A 16,891-nucleotide genomic window follows, 5' to 3' on the forward strand; every position below is an offset into this window, starting at 1 on the left:
GTCGCCGTCGGCTCGCCGTCCGTGTCGTCCGACCATCGCCGTGTGTCCGAGCCCGCAGGTGGCCTCGTCGGTCCGACGCGGTCCCTGCAGGCTCGACAAGGAGCGCTCCCCACACGCCACCCCCCGTACCTCGGGGACCGGGCAGGGGCCACCGGGGTGACCCACGAGGGCCTGTGCCCGCGCGGAATGCGCGGACACAGGCCCTCGTGCCGGTCCCCGGCCGTCCGGGCAACCCGGCACGGGCCCGCGCGCACGCCCCGGGGCCATCACGTTCGGCTACGTGTCGATCGGTTCGCCGTCCGTCAACGGCGTCACCAGTTGGACCACGGCTCCGTTGGGGCGCTGAGGCTGTCCGGTGCGCCGGTCCACGGGGAACGGCAGCGGGGCCAGGGGGTGGCGGCGGATGTGCCAGGTCTGGTAGGCGATCAGGGCCAGGAGCAGGGCGCTAAGCGCCGCGGTGCCACCCGCCGTGCCCCAGCCCAGGCCGCCCTGGGCCACAGGCTTGGTCAGCGCGTCGCCGCCGGCCGCGCCCAGGGGGCGAGTGAGGATGAACGCCAGCCAGAACAGCACCATCCGATTGATCGACGTCAGGTAGTACGCGGCCACGATCAGCGCCATGACGCCCACGATGGCCAAGAAGGCGTTACGAAAGCCCAGGCCGGTGTCGTCCGAGAGCCAGTCGCCGCTCGACGTGCCCAGGGTGTTGGAGACCAGGATCGCGATCCAGTACAGGATCTCGCCGGTGCGGCTGGAGATGTTCTCCACGTCGTACGTCTGCCCGGTGCGCCACCAGACGAGAAAGACCAGCGCCAGCACGGCGGCGAGGACCGTGGCGCCGGAGGCGTAGCCGATGCCGTCGGGGGCGCTACCGTGGCCGAATCCGCGGTTGAGGAAGTCGGACACCTCGGTCCCGACCATGCTCGTGCCCAGCACCACCGACCAGTACAGCGCCGGGTGGAACCGTTCCGCCCGCACCTGGGCCACCACGACGACCAGGAAGAACGCGAGGAAGAGGAAGGCGGTGGTGACGTAGCCGAACTGGAAGCTGATGCCGAGCAGGTCTCCCGCGGCCTCTCCGAGGGTCACGGCGACCGTTTTGAGCATCCAGAACAGCACCGTCACCTGCGGGAGCTTGCGCAGCACCATGGTCATGCCGTCCAGCGGTGCGTGTGCGCGAGTGTTCGAGGCCATCTCTGCCGTCCGTCCGTTGGCCACCAGCATCGGGCGCGCCATCGTGCAGGCGTCGGCGGGTCCGCCGGGCCGCTTCCGGCCGGTGGCGGCCGATCGCCACTCGAAGGAGTTGCTCGGGAGGCCCGAATGGACTGTCGGCTCTTCGTCGACGGCGGCCTCAACCGCGACACGGGTCCGGGAGCAGGCGATCCGCGTCGCTGCCTCTGCGCGACCGGACGATTACCCATCGCTATGATGTCGATCATGTTCATTCTTGAGCTGACCTATATCGCGCCGCTTGAGCGCATCGAAGCGGCCCACCCCGAGCACGTTGCCTGGCTCGACTCGCACTACGAATCCGGCGTCTTCATCGCATCGGGCCCCAAGGACCCCCGCGACGGCGCGGTCATCGTGGCGGTCGGTGTCGACCGGGCGCAGATCGAGGACATCGCCAAGGACGACCCGTACTCAGTCGCGGGGCTGGCCGAGTACACCATCACGAACTTCCGCGCGATGAGGACGTCGCCGGCGCTGGAGGAGTACCGGCACCAACGGCCGGCATGACGGGACGCTCCGGGTCTCAGCCCCTGCTGTTGCCGGGCGCGAGCACTGGTGACCTCGGCGATCGTCTCCGGGGACTGACCCGGTCACCGCTCCCGGCGGACGGCGAGCAGGGCCGCGTCGTCCGTCAGCCCGGCGCCGACGTACGCCCGCACGTCCAGGAGCAGCTCGTCCAGCAGGGCGTCCGGCTCACCGTGCGGCAGGGCGGCCAGGCGCTGGGCGAGCGGGTAGAACCGACGCGCCGCGTCCCGGGCCTCGGACACGCCATCCGTGTAGAGCAACAGCAGGTCGCCGCGGTCGAAGGCGAGCGACCCGGCGTGGTAGTCCCCACCGACCAGGCCGAGCAGCGCCAGCGGGGGTGCATCGACGGCCGGCTCCACCGTGCTGACCTGACCGTCATGGCAGAGCAGCGGCGGCGGGTGCCCGCAGTTGACCACGACCGCCGGTCCCGGTGTGTCGGGGATGCTGACCAGAACCGCCGTGACAAACTCCTCGCTCGCCGGACGACGAGCGAGCGCCGAGTCCAGCCGCCGGGCCACCTCCGCCAGGTCCGGCTCGGCCCGCGCGGCCTCACGGAACACCCCCAGCACGTCGGCCGCGGTCTCCACTGCGGCCAGGCCCTTGCCGCACACGTCGCCGAGGAACAACCGCACCCCGTACGGGGTCGGCATCACCTCGTACAGATCCCCGCCGATCCGTGCCTCGGCCTCCGCCGCCACGTAGCGCACCGCGACCACCAGCGGCCCCATCCGCCGGGGCACCAGGCGCAGCAGGGCGCGCTGCGCGGCCTCGGCGACCGTGTGGACCCTGGCCAGCTCCCGCTCCTGGGCCGTCACCACCACGACGTTGACGCAGCTGAAGAAGGTGACCAGGACCACTGCGGCCGCCGCAGTCGCCATCACGACACCGGGAACGTCGGCGTCGTAGGCCGCCAGACCGGCGACGAGCGCGGCGGCGACCACCCCGGCCACCAGCGGGACCGCGGCCCGGCGGGCGCCCACACCGGCCAGTACGGGGAGGGCGGCGAGCATCGGGGAGAACGTGATACCGGGTCCGCTGAGGAAATCCAGCGTCACAGCGGCCGCGACCAGCACATAGCCGCCGATCGTGACCCGGTGCGACCACCTGGGCAGGAATCGCGGCGAATGCCACGCCCTCGTGTTCGAGACATCAGCCACCGGACTGCCCTTCTGTCCCGCTCGTCCCCACAGCCGCGTCGTTTCCCCCACTCCACAGTTAAGCTCCTCTCCCCTCCCGGATCGACCGGCAGCGCCACATCGACACCTCCGGCCCCGCTTCGCGGACGGGGACACCGATCGGCGGGGACGCCGGTCGCGGTCGTCAGCCCTCGGCGGGCAGCGCTTGCTCGGCCCAGATGGTCTTGCCCTCCTCCGTGTAGCGGGTGCCCCAGCTCTCGGTGAGCTGGGCGATGATGTACAGGCCGCGCCCGCCCTCGTCGTCCCGGGCGGCCTGGCGCAGGTGCGGCGAGGTGTGCCCGGTGTCGGAGACCTCGCAGATCAGGCTGCGGTCCCGGATCAGCCGGACCCGGATCGGCCCGGGGGCGTACCGGATCGCGTTGGTGACCAGCTCGCTCACGATCAGTTCGGTGGTGAACACCAGCTCCGCCAGGCCCCATTCGTCCAACCGCCCGGTGACCAGGCGACGCGCCCGGGCGACCGCCGCCGGGTCGGGCGCCAGCTCCCAGTCGACGACCTGCCCGGCGCCGAGCCGGCGGGTGCGGACCAGCAGCAGGACGGCGTCGTCGTCCACCGGCCCGGGCAGCAGAGTCGCCAGCGCCTCGTCGCACAGCCTCTCCAGCGGCTGGCGCAGCCCGGCCAGCGTCTCGGTGAGCCCGCGCCGACCGTCCACGGCCTGCACCAGGCCGTCCGTGTACAGGGCGATCAGGCTGTCGGCCGGCAGGTCCAGCTCGGCGCTCTGGAACGGCGGGCCGCCCAGCCCCAGCGGCCGCCCGGCCGGCAGTTCCGCGTAGCGGACGCCGCCCTCCGGGTCGGCCACGACGGGCGGCGCGTGGCCTGCCCGGGCCAGGCTGCACCGGCCGTTGACCGGGTCGTACACCGCGTACAGGCAGGTCACGCCGCCGCCGCGCGGCCTGCGCGGGTCGTCCTCCTCGCGCACCACGTCGTCCAGGTGGGTGAGCAGCTCGTCCGGATCCAGGTCCAGCCGGGCCAGCACCCGGATGCCGGCCCGCAGCCGGCCCATCGCGGCGGCGGCCCGCACGCCGTGGCCGAGCACCTCGCCGACCACCAGGCCGACCCGGCAGCCGGACAGGGGGATGACGTCGTACCAGTCCCCGCCCACCCCGGTGCGGGTGTCGGCCGGAAGGTAGCGGCTGGCCGACTCGACCGCGCTCACTGTCGGCAGCCGATGCGGCAGCAGACTGCGTTGCAGCCGCAGTGCCGCGGTGTGCTCCCGGGTGACCGCCGGCATCAGCGCCACGCCGATCAGCAGCGCACCCAGCCCCAGTACGGTCACCCCACTGACCCGGCCGAGCAGCGGCAGCCGGACGGAGGTCGCGCCGTAGTCGGGGGCGGCGTAGACGTGGAAGGCGGCGTAGCAGAACAGGAAGAGCATGATCAGCCCGCCGATCCCGGGCAGGACGCCCTTGAACAGCAGGTCCCGGAGGCTGCGGGTGAGCACCCGGCGGTGGTACCAGACGCAGGCGAAGCCGGTCAGACCGTAGTAGAAGGCGATGGCCAGGCCCACCGAGTCGATGGAGTCGGCCAGCACGTCGCTGCTGATCGAGGAGAGCAGCACCAGGAAGACGATCGACACCAGCCCCATGCCGACGGTCGACCAGGTCGGGGTCAGGAACCGGCGGTGCAGCCGGGCGAAACCGGACGGCACGGTCTTGTGCGCGGCCATCGAGAAGACGGTGCGGGCGGTCGGCAGGATGGTGGTCTGGGTGGAGGCGACCGCCGAGGTCAGCACCATCAGGATCAGCAGTTCGGTGAGCGCGGGGCCGAACCCGGTGGTGCCGAACACCGCACCGCCGAGGCCGGAGAGCACGTCTCTGGAGTTGGCCGGGTTGGCCAGCCCGATGCCCGTGGTGCCGGCCCCGGCGAAGGCCTGTGCCGAAGTGGCGACCAGACCGTAGATGACCAGCAGCAGAACGGTGGACAGTACGGCGGCCCGCCCGGGGGTGTGCCGGCTGTCCGCGGTCTCCTCGTTGACGGTGAGCGCGGTGTCCCACCCCCAGTAGATGAACACCGCGGCGAGCACCCCGGTGGTCAGCGCCTGGGGGGAGGGGACGTTCAGCGGATTGAACCAGGAGGCGGAGACGTGCGTCGCGGTCGGCGGGCCGCCGGTGTAGACCTTGACCAGGGCGGTGACGGCGAGAAGCACCAGGGTCGCGACCTCCAGGCAGACCAGCCAGCGCTGCAGGGCCGCCGACACCTCGATGCCCACGTAGCAGACCGCCGTCATCAGGGCGATCCAGGCCACCCCGGCCACGGTGGTCCACAACCGGCTGGCTGCCAGCGAGTCCAGTCCGACCAGCCGGAAGCCGTAGATGCCGGCGATCTCGGCGAGGTTCGCCATGGTGATCACGTCGGCGACGATCAGGCCCCAGCCGCCCATCCAGCCGGCGTGCGGGCCGAACGCTCGGGTGGCCCAGGCGAAGGTCGTCCCGCAGTCGGCGTTGACGGCGTTCAGTTCCCGGTAGGCGTACGCGATCAGCAGCATCGGCACGAACGCCAGCATGATGATGATCGGGGCCTGCAGCCCCACCCGGGCCACGATCACGCCGAGCGCCGCCGCCAGACTGTACGCCGGCGCGGTCGAGGAGATCCCGATCGCCACCGACGAGAACAGCCCCAGGGCGCCCGCCCTGAGCCCCTTCTCACCGGCGCCGGGCCCGGGTGCGAGCGGCGTGGCGGGCTCGGCGGGGCGAGGGGAGCTCTTCACACCAGTTACCAACTCCGCAGTTACCAACTCCGCGTCTCGCGGCGGCAAGCCTTGCGATCACCATTCTCCCCGCCCGCCGGGAGGGCCGCCAGACGGGCTCGACTGGCGGCGAACCGGCGTGATCCGGGCAAGGGCGCCCGAGGAACCCATGGCAAGGGGGCTCACGGGCCCCAGGGGGCGAGCGTGGTCCTCCGGCCGGTCCGTGCCGCCTCGCGGATCTGTTCCAGCATGCGGTGGCGCCGGACGGCGTGCCGGAAGTCGGGAAAGCCGTCCTCGCCCGGTGCGAGGCTCCCGGTGATCTGCTCGCGCAGCAGCGCGTACTCGTGGGCGACGTTGTGGGCGGGCTCGACGGCTCGCTCGGTCCAGTGGGTCAGCGACCGCTGGTAGCGGGCGGGGACCGGGAGTTCGACCGAGCCGCCGTCGTCGCCCCGGGCACCGTACAGCCGCAGCCGCCCCATCCACCACAGGTCGTGGTCGGCCTTCACGACGAGGTCGCCACGGGTGCCGTTGATCTCCCGGTGGAAGCCGGTGGCGCGGGATGTACCGCCGCGGAAGTGCATCGCGGCCACGGCCCCCGATTCGAGCAGACCGGTCACGGCGATCTGGTCCTCGGTGCTCTTGGCCGCGACCGCTCCGCTGGTCACGTGGGTGACCTCGGGACGCAGGTTCGCGATGTGCGCCGATATCTCGCGGAACTCGCCGAGCACCATGGCCAACGCGTCGACCGAGTGTCCGAAGGGGATCGACAGCAGGGTGGCGCCGCTCCTGACGTCCAGCACGTACGCGTGGCCGTCGTCGTACGTGGCGCCCCAGGGCCCGCCCCAGCCGAGCATGCTGGTCGACAGCACCCGGCCCACATAGCCCTCGGCGACCAGGTCGCGCAGGTACCGAAGCGACGGAGCCGACCGGGCCTGCAGGCCGACAGCCGTCAGCAGCCCCTGCGGTGCGCGAGGTCGGCCAGTTCCTCGGCCTGCGCGAGGTCGACGCCGAGCGGCCACTCACTGAACACCGTCTTCCCCGCTTCGAGTGCGGGCCGGATGAGTTCCAGATGGTGCGGAACCTTCACCGTCACGACGACGAGGTCGACCTCCTCGTTGCGGGCGAGCTCCTGCGCGCTGCCGAAGGTCAGCGGTACCGCGTGTTGTGCCAGGAGGCGACGTCGCCGACGGCGTAGATACCGGGTGCGGCCTGGCACAGTGCGTCGCACTCCACCCCGTCCGCGAGGCGCAGGCCCGAGCCGCTCAGCCAGCCGGTGGCGGGAGTGGCGCCGAGGGCCAGGACGACGAGGTCGGCCGGCAGCGTGGTGCCGTCGCCGAGTTCCGCCCCGGTCACTCGGCCGCCGGTGCCACGCAGCCGGCGTACCGGGATCCCGCAGCGCAGGCGGGTGCCGTGGGCGCGGTGCAGGTCGGCGACGACGGCGCCGACGCGCTCGCCGAGCGGGCGGCGCACCGGGACGGGCTCCGGCTCGACCAGGGTGACCTCCAGGCCCATGGTCCGGTGTACGACTGCGTCCGGCGCTCCTTCGTGGCCGGGCCCTGGTGGGGGCAGTGCGGGTGGCTGCTCTCCGAGCTGATCCGCGGATCAGCTCGGAGGGCCCGTAGGTCCTCGTAGCGGGTGACCAGCCACGGGGTGCTGCCGTCCCACAGCCGCACCCGGCTGATCGGGGCTTCGGCCTGCAGGGTTCGCAGGGCCGGCGGCGGGTCGAACGGGCAGCCGGCCGCCCGGGCCATGGGGTAGTCCGGTGCCCGCGCCGTTGGCGCATCGGAGCCCGACGCCGAGATGGTGCTCATGGTTGCTCCGCCCTTTCCGGAAGTCCGATATGAGGGCAGGTGCCAGGACCGGAGCCCGGCGCGCGGGGCGCGACGGGGCAGCGGATCGGATCCCGCCGCCTGCGGGAGGAGATACCGAAGAGAGAACCCCGGGGGTTCAGGAAGCCGTTCCGCCCCGGGTGGTGCGGGGCGACGTCGCTTCCCGGAGCATGCAGCGGACGATGGGCAGGGCCGTGTGCATGGCCTCGCTCAGCGCTTGCACGTCCTGTTCGGGCAGCTCGGCCAGCAGGTCGGCCACCCGGGCCCGCTGCGCGCGGTGGCGCTCGGCCAGCAGCTCGTGCCCGGCATCCGTGGTGGCGACGAGGCTGACACGCCCGTCCTTGGGATCCGCCGACCGCGAGGCCAGGCCCTGGCGTTCCAGCCGCTGGACCAGCGCGGTCATCGTCTTCAGCACGGCCGCGGTGATGTCCCTGGTGGCCGCCTGCGCCTCCGCGCTGCGCGGTCGCCGGAGCGGCACCGCAACCCGTCGACCGGCCGGCTCGACGAAGGAACGGCCGCGACCCGCTCCGGCGCCCGGCCGCGCCCCGCGCACACCGGGCCCCGGTCCCGACGCCATGCGGCAGCGGACATCCGAAGGACGGCGAGCCATGGGCACCACCTCGGCATCCGGCACCGGTGCGCCGCAGGCTGCGGCACCGCACGTTCCCGTGCCCGAGGTGGCCGGCCGCCCGTACAGCGCGCCGCCGGCCCGCGGACCGGTCGAGCGAATCGCGGCGGCCGTGACGGCGCGGGCGACGGACGGCTGCGTGCTGGTGACCCTCGACGGCCGGGCCGGAGCGGGAAAGTCGACGCTCGCGGCCGCGGTGGCCGCCTACCTGGGCGGGCCAGGACACGCGGTCGTGGTGCACGGCGACGACTTCTTCCACCCGATGCCCTGCCACGAACGCCTCTCCATGGAACCGGAAGAGGGCTACCACTGGCTCTTCGAGTGGCAGCGGCTACGCGATCAGGTCCTCGTCCCGCTCTCCGACGGCCGGCCGGCTCGCTACGAGCAGTTCGACCGGGACGCGAACGCCCTTCGGGCCGGCGGGCCGCGCAGCGTGCCGCCGGCGGACGTGGTGATCGTCGAAGGGGTGCTGACTGCCCGGCCGGAGCTGGCCGGTTTCTACGACCTGACCGTCTTCGTCGACACCCCGAGCGAGCTGTGTCTGCGCCGGGTGCATGCCCGTCCCGACCTGCGGCCCCAGCGCGAGGCCTGGCTCACCCACTGGCGGGCCGTCGAGGAGTACTACCTGACCGCCACGGACATGCCGGCGCGTGCCGATCTCACCGTCCCCGGGGACTGACGACGACGCCCGGTGAAGTGCCCTTGTCCGCAAGAGGGTTGATGGATCAGCGCTGCTCCTCCGGGCGGCCCTCGACCTCCCAGCGGGTGTGGAAGATCCCGTCCCGGTCGACCCGGCGGTAGGTGTGCGCGCCGAAGAAGTCCCGCTGTCCCTGCACCAGTGCGGCCGGAAGACGCTCCGCCCGCAGGCTGTCGTAGTAGGCGAGCGCGGTTGCGAAGCCGGGGGCGGGCACGCCCAGTTGGGCCGCCACCGAGACGACCCGTCGCCAGGCCGACTGCGCGGAACCGAGCGCCTCCCGGAAGTGCGCGTCGGTCAGCAGCGTGGGACGCTCCCGGTCCGCCTCGTACGCGGCCCGGATCCGGTCCAGGAACCGAGCCCTGATGATGCAACCGCCGCGCCAGATCACGGCCATCTCGCCGGGGTCGATCTGCCAGGAGTACTCCGCGCTGCCGGCCTGGATCTGGTTGAAGCCCTGGGCGTAGGCCACCATCTTGGAGGCGTACAGAGCCTGCTCGACGTCGTCCGCGAACCGGTCCGCCGCCGCGCTGTCGAGCCACGTCTCGGTGGGGCCGGGCAGCCCCCGTCCGGCCTGCCGGAGCGGCACGCTGCCGGACAGCGCCCGGGCGAAGACCGCCTCGGCGATCCCGCTCACGGGCACGCCGAGCTCCAGCGCGCTCTGAACCGTCCAGCGGCCGGTGCCCTTCTGCTCGGCCTGGTCCAGCACGACGTCGACGAAGGGCTTGCCGGTCGCCGCATCGGTGTGGGCGAGGATCTCGGCGGTGATCTCGATCAGATAGGACTCCAGGCGCCCGGCGTTCCAGCTCCGGAAGACCTCGGCGATCGCGTCGGGCTGCAGTCCCGCGCCGTGCCGCAGCAGGTCGTACGCCTCGGCGATGAGCTGCATGTCGGCGTACTCGATCCCGTTGTGGACCATCTTGACGAAGTGACCGGCGCCGTCCGGTCCGACATGGGTGCAGCAGGGCTTGCCGTCGACCTTGGCCGCGATGTCCTCCAGCAACGGCCCCAGGACCCGGTAGGCCTCCGCGGTACCGCCGGGCATGATGCTCGGCCCCTCCAGCGCGCCCTGCTCGCCACCGGAGATCCCGCTGCCCACGAAGTGCAGTCCGCGTTCCCGCAGGGCCGCCTCCCGCCTCCTGGTGTCGAGGAAGTGCGCGTTCCCGCCGTCCACCACCACGTCGCCCTCGTCGAGCAGTGGCACCAGCTCGTCGATGACCGCATCGGTCGGTGCCCCGGCCTTGACCATGATCACGATCAGCCGGGGGCGTTCCAGGGCCGCGACGAACTCCTCCGTGGTCCCGGCCGCCAGGAACTCGCCCTCGTGCCCGAACTCCTCCAGCAGCGCCGTGGTCCGCGCCTGCGTGCGGTTGTGCACAGCCACGCGGTATCCGTGACGGGCGAAGTTCCTGGCCAGGTTGCGGCCCATCACGGCCAGTCCGGTGACGCCGATCCGGGCGGGTGACTGCTCGGTCATGGCGGGAATCTCCAAAGGTCTCGGGGGCCTGGGGCCGTCGGGATCGAGGACGTCGGGTGCCGGGTGCGCCCGTCGCCCTGTCCCTACTCCGCGGAGAGCGCGAGGACCTCGTCCTCGGGAAGCTCGACGTACGCCTGCCCCTCCACCTCGATCTCCGATCCGGAGAACCTGTTGAAGAGGATCTTCTCGCCGACCTTGACGTCCACCGGGTGCGGCTTGCCGCTCCCCAGCTGCCGGCCGGGCCCGACCGCCACCACCTCGCCCTTCCACCTCTCCGGGTCCTGCGGTGTCGCGCCCCCGATCGGCTTGACGATCAGGTGATCGTGCTTCGGGTGGAAGTCGGGCATGGCATGGTCCTCTCACGTAGACGCCTGCGGCGCAGCCGGGGCCGTCCCCCACACATCGATTCTCCCGACGTTCGAGGTTCCCGCACCCGGACGGAAACGGCGGCACGGTCGAACGGGACCCGTCACGAGCCGCGGGACAGGACGAACGGGTCCAGCGTTTCGCCGCCGATCCGCGTCCGCGTCACCGCCGGTGCCGGCGGCCGCCGGTGCCCTGACCGAGCCCACTCTCAGGGCCGATCATCATGGAAGACGACTGCGGTATTAGGCTGGTCCGGGCCCGAACGACCCCTCACCCGACCACGCGGTACGGGCGTGGGGGCGGGGGCGGGCCCATGACCAGGACATACGCAGGGGGGACAGAGCAGGATGCACGAGGAGCAGGAGCACACAGGGTTCATCGACCACACCGGCTACGCCGATGACGGGGACCACCCGGAGCATGAGGACGAGCCGCGGCGCCGCTCGACCACGCGGAGGGTCGTGCTGGTAGCGGTCGGCGGGGTGTTCGCCGCGTTGGTCGGGGTCGGCGGGTACGGCGCGTACAACCTGGTGAACGCCGTGTCGGGCGGATCCTCCGGGGGCGGTGGCGGCGACAAGGCGGCGTCCGCGACCTCGTCGCCGCAGCAGCCGCCGAGCACCGAGCAGGCCGAGGCGGTCGCCAAGGACTTCCTGGCGGCCTGGGGCCGGGGGGACTTCACGGCCGCGGCCGGTCTGACCGACCGTCCGGAGGCCGCCCGGATGGCGCTGACCGCGTTCCATGACGGGGTGCCGACCAAGTCGCTCGCGCTGACCGGGACGGGCCCGGCCTCGTCCGGCACCCCGAGCGAACCCGCCGTCGGCTTCAAGGTGCGGGCGGAGTTCGACGGGGCCACGGAGGCCTGGGAGTACGACAACGTCCTGGGCGTGATGCGGGCCGCGGACGGGCGGACGCTGGTGCGGTGGGCGCCGAGCGTGGTCCACCCAAAGTTCTCCGCGGGCAGGACGATCGCCGTGCGGCCGCTGCCCAACGCGGTGTCGAAGCCGACCGACCGCAAGGGTCGGCCGCTGGACGCCTTCCCGTCGCTGCGCGGCGTGCTGCCCCAGATCGCCCCCGCCGACGGCGCGAAGGTGGTCACCGGGCAGGCCGTGGTGCTGTCCGGCGGCGGCGGACCACAGGATCCGGAGCAGTTGTTCGTCCTCACCCCGCCGAGTGCGCCGCAGGTCACGCTCACCCTGGACGCAGACCTCCAGCAGGTCGCCGAGGAGGCGGTCAAGCAGCAGTCGGCGGGCGGCAAGCCGGCTTCGCTGGTGGCCGTCCAGCCGAGCACCGGGCAGATCCTGGCGATGGCCTACGCCCCGCAGGGCGGCTTCAACCGCGCGGTCGGGGGCGGGCAGGCGCCGGGCTCGACGATGAAGGTGATCACCTCGGCCGCGCTGCTGGAGGCCGGGGTGAGTCCGGACACCGTGGTGCCGTGCAAGGAGACCACCTACTCCCCCAGGGCCTGGCACAACGACGAGCCCGGGGACTTCCCCGCCTACACGCTCGCCGACGACTTCTCCCGCTCCTGCAACACCGGCTTCGTCGACAAGGGCCTGGAGAAGCTGCAGCCGGGCACGCTCGCGACGGTGGCCCGCGACCAGTTCGGCCTCGGCCTGCAGTGGCACATCGGCATCCCGAGCCGGGACGCCACCATCCCGGTGCCGGGCAGCAAGGACGAGGCTGCCGCCGAGTACATCGGCCAGGGCCAGATCCAGGTGAACTCGCTGCTGATGGCCTCGGTGGCCGCCACCGTGCAGAGCGGAACGTTCCGTCAGCCCGTCCTGCGGGAGGACGTCAAACGCGTCTCCGCGACCGGAAAGCTGCCGGCCGACGTCGCCCGCGATCTGCGCGCGATGATGGCCAGGACCGCGACCCAGGGCACAGCCCGCGCCCCGATGTCCGGGCTGAGCGGCCAGATCGGCGCCAAGACCGGCACCGCCGAGGCGGGCTCCGGCCAGGCCACCAACAGCTGGTTCATCGCCTACCGCAACGACCTCGCCGTCGCGGCCGAGGTCGAGGGCGGCGGCCACGGCAACAGCGCGGCCGGTGTGGCGGCGGCCCAGGTGCTGAAGGCGGGCGGCGGCAAGGGCTGACGGAGGGTCTCCCCCCCCCGGCGGCGGCCCCGAGGCCAGGGGCCGCCGCCGCACTTCGGCTGGTTGACCACCGAGTTGCCGGTCTACTCGCCGAGCACCGTCAACCTGAAGACCAACGCCCACACTCGGCCGGTCGGGCAGCGGCCGTTCATCGAGCTGGAGCCCACGGACCACCCGCTCGCCGTCGAACAGCGCGAGGGGATCAGCCAGGACCGCGTCCGCGAGATCGTCAGGGCCGTGCTGCATCCGCGGTGACCGCCTGTGCCTTCCCTCCGGCAGCCGGGCCACCGAGGTCCAGGCCGAGCAGGCGTGCCAGGCGTCCCGCCGTCCCGGGCAGACCGTCCGCCAGCAGGGTGGTGATGCCGAGTTCGGCCGCCGGGACCAGGTTCGCCGGCTGGTCGTCGACGAACACGCAGGAGCCGGCGGGCAGGCTCATCCGGTCCAGGACCGTGCGGTAGATCGCCGGGTCCGGCTTGGCGATGCCCTCGCGCTCGGAGACCACCGCGACGTCGAACAGCTCCCAGACGCCGGTCGCCGCGTACGGGTCGTACGGGTCCAGGCCGAAGCTGTTGGAGAGCAGCGCGACGGTGTACCCGGCGCGGCGGGCCTCGCGGGCGAGTCGGACCATGTCGGCGGCCGGGCGGACCGCCGCCCAGGCCCGGCCCATCAGGTTGTCGCCGTCGACCCCGAGGACGGCCCCGGTGCGGGCGTTCCACTCGGCCTGCCCGAGCCGGCCGTGCTCCAGCTCGGTGTAGAGCTGTCGCACCACGGGGTCGGTGGTCAGGGTACGGCGCCAGGCGTCCGCGTCGAGCCCTTCGGCCACGGCCCAGGCGCCGGTCGCCTCGCGGACGCCCTCGGTGAGGACGCCGACGAAGTCGAGGATCAGGCCGCGGTAGCCGGGCGGCAGTTCCTCGTCGGCGGTGCGCTGGTGCATGGCGGGTGTCCTTCCTCCGCGGTCCTACCGCGACGGTACCGGGCGGGCGAGGACGGCCGGGAGGGCCGGGAGAGCCGAAGGTGCGGGTACGGAAAAAATCGCTTGCCCGGGCCGGGAGTGGCTGCCATCATCTGAGCCATGATCAAGAGAATCGAGCCGGCCGTCCGCTGGTGAGCGCCGCCGCCGGGCGGCGGCGCTCGACGGCGCGGAACGGGAGGAGCTCCGGCAAGGGAACTGAGCCCCAGAATCCGGGCTGATCGGCATCATGGCAGGATGTCTGAACTGATCGATCCGACAGTCCGTCTGCGGACCTCGTTCCTGGCGGCGGTGGCCGAGTTCCACGGCGAACTCGGCCGTCCCGTCCCGTGGTTCGTCACCGACGTCGACCCGCCCGCGTTGACCGACCCCGCCGCCTTCGGCGGCTACGTTGCGCGCGTCCTGGCCGAGCGCACCGAGGCGGGCATGCGCGCGGACGCGGCGGTGCCGATGACGACGCTCTGGTGGGCCGACGGCGACCAGTTGCTGGGCCGGATCGCGATCCGCCACCGGCTGACCCCGAGGCTGCGGCGGGTCGGCGGGCACATCGGCTACGACGTGCGGCCGAGCGCCCGGCGCCGGGGCCACGCGACCGCGATGCTCGCCGCCGCCCTGCCGGTCGCCGCCGCGCTCGGCATCTCCCAGGCGCTGCTGACCTGCGACGAGTCGAACACCGCCTCACGGCGGGTGATCGAGGCCAACGGCGGCCGTCTGGTCGGCACCGACGCCGGCAAGCTGCGCTATCTGCTGCCGACTCCTGCTTAATCGCCCGAAATCCGGAAGACCGGGTAGCCGGGGGCGATCCGCAGCAGTTCCTCGGTGGGCGCGTCGGCGCCGATGCCGTCGAAGAAGTAACTGACCTCCCACTTCCAGCGGCGCAGGTAGGCGCCCAGCACCTCGGGCTTGTCGGCGTCGGGCAGTTCGGTGGCGTGGAAGGTCTCGACGCGCCGGCCGACGCGCAGTTGGCCGGTGCCGGCGACCCGCAGGTTGCGCACCCACTGGACGTGGCCGCGCGGGGCGACCAGGTAGCGCTCGCCGTTGTGAGTGAGCAGGTTGACGGGGTTGGTGCGCCATTCGCCGCTCTTGCGGCCGCGTACGGCGAGGACCCGGGAGCCCCAGAGGCTGAGGCCGGCCTTGGTGAGGCCCGCGACCATCCGGTGGACGACGTTGTTGGCGGCGGTGCCGAGCCGGGTGGTGGGCTTGATCTCGCGGGTGGCGGGGTTGGGCGACTGCGCGGGCTGGGACATCGGACTCCCTCGATTCCGTGACTGCCGCTTCTATTCGAGAGCGCTGCTCTCGGCGACGTCTTCAGCATGGCAGTGGGAGACCCGCAAAGCAAGAGCAGTGCTCTCACTCATGTGCGCCGCTCTGAATCTGTGGCAGGCTGTCCCCATGCCAGCGATCCGGACCGCCCGCGAACGGGCCCGCGAGGAACTCACCCGCGAGATCAAGCAGGAGGCCCGTCGGCAACTCGCCTCGGCGGGCGCCCAGCAGCTGTCCCTGCGCGCCGTCGCCCGCGAGCTGGGCATGGTCTCCTCCGCCCTGTACCGCTACTTCCCCAGCCGCGACGAGCTGCTCACCGCGCTGATCATGGACGCCTACACCGAGCTCGGCGACGCCGCCGAGCAGGCCCTCGCGGCCACCGCCGACGCGCCCGCCCGCGAGCGCTGGCGGGCGCTCTGGCAGGCCACCCGCGACTGGGCCCGCGCCAACCCGCATGAGTTCGCCCTGATCTACGGCACCCCCGTGCCGGGCTACGCCGCCCCGAAGACCACGATCGAGGCGGCCGCCCGGCTCCCGCTCGCCCTGTTCGGCCTCGTCCGCGAGGCCCCCCTCAACCCCACCCCGCCCGGCCCCACACCCCGGGGCGCCCTGCCCGAGCAGCTCACCCGCTTCACCGCCACCCTCGCCCCCGGGCTCCCCCAGCACACCCTCGCCCGCGCCGTCTCCGCCTGGGTCCAGCTCATCGGCCTGATCGGCTTCGAACTCCACGGCCACCTGGTCGGCTCCTTCGACCCCGCCGACGACTTCTTCGCCTGGACCATCGAACAGACCGCCGACAGCCTCGGTCTCTGACCGGACGTCTCCCCGCCGGTCAGTCGCCCAGCAACCGTCGCGCGGCGAGGGCGAGCCTGGCGCGGGTCAGGCCGGCGGGGTCGGTGGGGTCGAACTCCAGGACCCTGGCGATCTGTTCGAGCCGACGGGCGACGCTGCTGTGGTGCAGGTGGAGGAGCTCGGCGGCGCGGCGCAGGGAGCCGGTGGCGCAGTAGGTGTCCAGGGTCTCCAGGTCCTCCGGACCGGCGGCGAGCCGGGCGACGGCGGTGACGTCGGCGTTCTCGCGCAGGGCGGCCGCGGGCACCTCGGCCAGCAGCGCCAGCGCACCCAACTCGCCGTAGTGGAGGGCGGGTTCGCGCGCGGTGGTGAAGCGCAGGGCGGTCCTGGCCTGCCGCCAGGAGCGCTCGGGGCTCCCGGGTTCGCCGAGGCCCGCCCGCACCCCGTCCGGGAGCCGGGCCGGATCCGGGGCAGTGGCCAGGATGACGCCGACCTCGCCGAGCGGCGCCGCCTTCACCGGCCGGTCCGGACAGAGCAGGACGCCGAGCCGGTCGAGCGGGAGCAGCGGGAGCCCCGCGGCCGGCGGGAGCTGCGTACGGACCGCGACCACGGTGAGCGCCACCCCGGGCGCGAAGCCCAGCAGCCGCAACGCCCGTGCCCTGGCCGCCTCGTCGCTGTCGGCGCTGATCGCCAGCTCGACCAGCGCCGGGTCGGCCATGGTGGTGCGGGCCGGACCGTAGCGTTCCACGGCGGCCGCGACGGCGATGGCGAGCCGGTCGAGCAGGACCTCGTCGAGCGGGCCCGGCGGGCCGGGGCGTTCCAGCCACACCGTGCCGATCTCCTCGTCGTCGAGGGTGACCGGCACCTCGCTGGACGCGGGCGACGGCTCGGTGGTGGCCTCGGTGCCGTACGGCGAGACCCGGATCACCCGCCCCGCGCCGTGCAGCCGGATGCCCGCCAGGCACTCGGCCAGGCCCGCCGAGGCCCGCGCGAGCGCCGGCAGGTCCACCCGACGGCGCATCAAGGTGTCGTAGAAGCCGACGATGCGGATCGCACCGTCGACGTACGGATCGAGTCCCGACAGCCGTACGGCCAGTGCTTCCATGGCAGCAGGATAGGGCGGCGGGCCCGGCTGCGGGTGCGCCGGT

At 72.9% G+C, this 16,891-nt stretch carries 17 protein-coding genes and 1 pseudogene; 6 read left to right on the forward strand and 12 right to left on the reverse strand.

Translation table 11 applies throughout. The features are described 5' to 3' along the window. Positions 1-276: 276 nt before the first annotated feature. A complete protein-coding gene (locus ACIRYZ_RS24445; protein WP_402947556.1) occupies positions 277-1,191 on the reverse strand; it encodes a hypothetical protein in 915 nt (304 codons plus the stop codon). Between the two features lie 243 nt (positions 1,192-1,434). Here ACIRYZ_RS24445 and ACIRYZ_RS24450 point away from each other — a divergent pair, with 243 nt between their 5' ends. Further along, complete coding sequence (locus tag ACIRYZ_RS24450; RefSeq protein WP_402947558.1) at positions 1,435-1,734, forward strand: YciI family protein; 300 nt, start codon at positions 1,435-1,437, stop codon at positions 1,732-1,734. An 83-nt stretch (positions 1,735-1,817) separates the two neighbouring features. Here the strand turns inward: ACIRYZ_RS24450 and ACIRYZ_RS24455 are convergent, their stop codons facing one another. From ACIRYZ_RS24455 to ACIRYZ_RS24480, 6 genes are all read right to left on the reverse strand, one after another. Continuing rightward, the gene (locus tag ACIRYZ_RS24455) at positions 1,818-2,762 is read right to left on the reverse strand and encodes a PP2C family protein-serine/threonine phosphatase (protein WP_402947561.1); all 945 of its coding nucleotides are present in this window, start codon (positions 2,760-2,762) and stop codon (positions 1,818-1,820) included. 310 nt (positions 2,763-3,072) lie between these two features. After that, positions 3,073-5,655 (reverse strand): SpoIIE family protein phosphatase, encoded by a 2,583-nt coding sequence (locus ACIRYZ_RS24460; RefSeq protein ID WP_402947563.1) that lies wholly within the window; start codon positions 5,653-5,655, stop codon positions 3,073-3,075. A 161-nt stretch (positions 5,656-5,816) separates the two neighbouring features. After that, positions 5,817-6,503, reverse strand: coding sequence for a Gfo/Idh/MocA family oxidoreductase (locus ACIRYZ_RS24465; protein WP_402947566.1), 687 nt, complete (start codon positions 6,501-6,503; stop codon positions 5,817-5,819). Positions 6,504-6,583: 80 nt separating this feature from the next. Then, positions 6,584-6,862 carry a Gfo/Idh/MocA family oxidoreductase gene (locus ACIRYZ_RS24470; RefSeq protein ID WP_402947568.1) on the reverse strand — a complete coding sequence of 93 codons (279 nt, stop codon included), beginning with the start codon at positions 6,860-6,862 and terminating at the stop codon, positions 6,584-6,586. Further along, positions 6,781-7,146, reverse strand: a complete 366-nt coding sequence (locus ACIRYZ_RS24475) for an FAD-dependent oxidoreductase (protein WP_402947571.1) — start codon at positions 7,144-7,146, stop codon at positions 6,781-6,783. The genes ACIRYZ_RS24470 and ACIRYZ_RS24475 overlap by 82 nt, the downstream gene beginning before the upstream one ends. A gap of 435 nt (positions 7,147-7,581) precedes the next feature. Further along, complete coding sequence (locus ACIRYZ_RS24480; RefSeq protein WP_402947574.1) at positions 7,582-7,941, reverse strand: MarR family winged helix-turn-helix transcriptional regulator; 360 nt, start codon at positions 7,939-7,941, stop codon at positions 7,582-7,584. Between the two features lie 130 nt (positions 7,942-8,071). Between ACIRYZ_RS24480 and ACIRYZ_RS24485 the strand changes: the two genes are divergently transcribed. Continuing rightward, complete coding sequence (locus ACIRYZ_RS24485; protein ID WP_402947577.1) at positions 8,072-8,770, forward strand: uridine kinase; 699 nt, start codon at positions 8,072-8,074, stop codon at positions 8,768-8,770. A gap of 46 nt (positions 8,771-8,816) precedes the next feature. Here ACIRYZ_RS24485 and gndA read toward each other — a convergent pair whose 3' ends face one another. Next, on the reverse strand, positions 8,817-10,262 hold the full coding sequence (gene gndA, locus ACIRYZ_RS24490; protein WP_402947578.1) for an NADP-dependent phosphogluconate dehydrogenase: 1,446 nt from the start codon (positions 10,260-10,262) through the stop codon (positions 8,817-8,819). A gap of 83 nt (positions 10,263-10,345) precedes the next feature. Then, on the reverse strand, positions 10,346-10,609 hold the full coding sequence (locus tag ACIRYZ_RS24495) for a hypothetical protein (protein WP_402947581.1): 264 nt from the start codon (positions 10,607-10,609) through the stop codon (positions 10,346-10,348). A 366-nt stretch (positions 10,610-10,975) separates the two neighbouring features. Between ACIRYZ_RS24495 and ACIRYZ_RS24500 the strand changes: the two genes are divergently transcribed. After that, complete coding sequence (locus tag ACIRYZ_RS24500; protein ID WP_402947582.1) at positions 10,976-12,721, forward strand: penicillin-binding transpeptidase domain-containing protein; 1,746 nt, start codon at positions 10,976-10,978, stop codon at positions 12,719-12,721. A gap of 48 nt (positions 12,722-12,769) precedes the next feature. Beyond that, positions 12,770-12,976: pseudogene (locus ACIRYZ_RS24505) on the forward strand (DUF2199 domain-containing protein); the annotation flags it as partial. Here the strand turns inward: ACIRYZ_RS24505 and ACIRYZ_RS24510 are convergent. Then, on the reverse strand, positions 12,951-13,655 hold the full coding sequence (locus ACIRYZ_RS24510; RefSeq protein WP_402947585.1) for an HAD-IA family hydrolase: 705 nt from the start codon (positions 13,653-13,655) through the stop codon (positions 12,951-12,953). The pseudogene ACIRYZ_RS24505 and the gene ACIRYZ_RS24510 sit on opposite strands and share 26 nt — an antisense overlap. Before the next feature lie 273 nt (positions 13,656-13,928). Between ACIRYZ_RS24510 and ACIRYZ_RS24515 the strand changes: the two genes are divergently transcribed. Then, the gene (locus ACIRYZ_RS24515; RefSeq protein ID WP_402947588.1) at positions 13,929-14,456 is read left to right on the forward strand and encodes a GNAT family N-acetyltransferase; all 528 of its coding nucleotides are present in this window, start codon (positions 13,929-13,931) and stop codon (positions 14,454-14,456) included. Here ACIRYZ_RS24515 and ACIRYZ_RS24520 read toward each other — a convergent pair. Beyond that, positions 14,453-14,938, reverse strand: a complete 486-nt coding sequence (locus ACIRYZ_RS24520; protein ID WP_402947591.1) for a nitroreductase family deazaflavin-dependent oxidoreductase — start codon at positions 14,936-14,938, stop codon at positions 14,453-14,455. The two genes, ACIRYZ_RS24515 and ACIRYZ_RS24520, sit on opposite strands and share 4 nt — an antisense overlap. Positions 14,939-15,083: 145 nt before the next feature. On the opposite strand from ACIRYZ_RS24520, the gene ACIRYZ_RS24525 reads away from it, so the two are divergent. After that, complete coding sequence (locus ACIRYZ_RS24525) at positions 15,084-15,767, forward strand: TetR/AcrR family transcriptional regulator (RefSeq protein WP_402947594.1); 684 nt, start codon at positions 15,084-15,086, stop codon at positions 15,765-15,767. Between the two features lie 19 nt (positions 15,768-15,786). Here ACIRYZ_RS24525 and ACIRYZ_RS24530 read toward each other — a convergent pair whose 3' ends face one another. Next, positions 15,787-16,848, reverse strand: coding sequence for a helix-turn-helix domain-containing protein (locus ACIRYZ_RS24530; RefSeq protein ID WP_402947596.1), 1,062 nt, complete (start codon positions 16,846-16,848; stop codon positions 15,787-15,789). Between the last annotated feature and the right edge of the window lie 43 nt (positions 16,849-16,891).

Origin of the sequence: Kitasatospora sp. NPDC101155 (assembly GCF_044768305.1) — a bacterium.
Classification (GTDB): domain Bacteria; phylum Actinomycetota; class Actinomycetes; order Streptomycetales; family Streptomycetaceae; genus Kitasatospora.

What these genes read in the sequence shown, in the direction of transcription:
- ACIRYZ_RS24445 (WP_402947556.1), bottom strand. Translation starts at nt 1,191, where the DNA reads ATGGCCTCGAACACTCGCGCACACGCACCGCTGGACGGCATGACCATG.
- ACIRYZ_RS24450 (WP_402947558.1), top strand. Translation starts at nt 1,435, where the DNA reads ATGTTCATTCTTGAGCTGACCTATATCGCGCCGCTTGAGCGCATCGAA.
- ACIRYZ_RS24455 (WP_402947561.1), bottom strand. Translation starts at nt 2,762, where the DNA reads ATGCTCGCCGCCCTCCCCGTACTGGCCGGTGTGGGCGCCCGCCGGGCC.
- ACIRYZ_RS24475 (WP_402947571.1), bottom strand. Translation starts at nt 7,146, where the DNA reads ATGGGCCTGGAGGTCACCCTGGTCGAGCCGGAGCCCGTCCCGGTGCGC.
- ACIRYZ_RS24485 (WP_402947577.1), top strand. Translation starts at nt 8,072, where the DNA reads ATGGGCACCACCTCGGCATCCGGCACCGGTGCGCCGCAGGCTGCGGCA.
- gndA (WP_402947578.1), bottom strand. Translation starts at nt 10,262, where the DNA reads ATGACCGAGCAGTCACCCGCCCGGATCGGCGTCACCGGACTGGCCGTG.
- ACIRYZ_RS24495 (WP_402947581.1), bottom strand. Translation starts at nt 10,609, where the DNA reads ATGCCCGACTTCCACCCGAAGCACGATCACCTGATCGTCAAGCCGATC.
- ACIRYZ_RS24500 (WP_402947582.1), top strand. Translation starts at nt 10,976, where the DNA reads ATGCACGAGGAGCAGGAGCACACAGGGTTCATCGACCACACCGGCTAC.
- ACIRYZ_RS24510 (WP_402947585.1), bottom strand. Translation starts at nt 13,655, where the DNA reads ATGCACCAGCGCACCGCCGACGAGGAACTGCCGCCCGGCTACCGCGGC.
- ACIRYZ_RS24515 (WP_402947588.1), top strand. Translation starts at nt 13,929, where the DNA reads ATGTCTGAACTGATCGATCCGACAGTCCGTCTGCGGACCTCGTTCCTG.
- ACIRYZ_RS24520 (WP_402947591.1), bottom strand. Translation starts at nt 14,938, where the DNA reads ATGTCCCAGCCCGCGCAGTCGCCCAACCCCGCCACCCGCGAGATCAAG.
- ACIRYZ_RS24525 (WP_402947594.1), top strand. Translation starts at nt 15,084, where the DNA reads ATGCCAGCGATCCGGACCGCCCGCGAACGGGCCCGCGAGGAACTCACC.
- ACIRYZ_RS24530 (WP_402947596.1), bottom strand. Translation starts at nt 16,848, where the DNA reads ATGGAAGCACTGGCCGTACGGCTGTCGGGACTCGATCCGTACGTCGAC.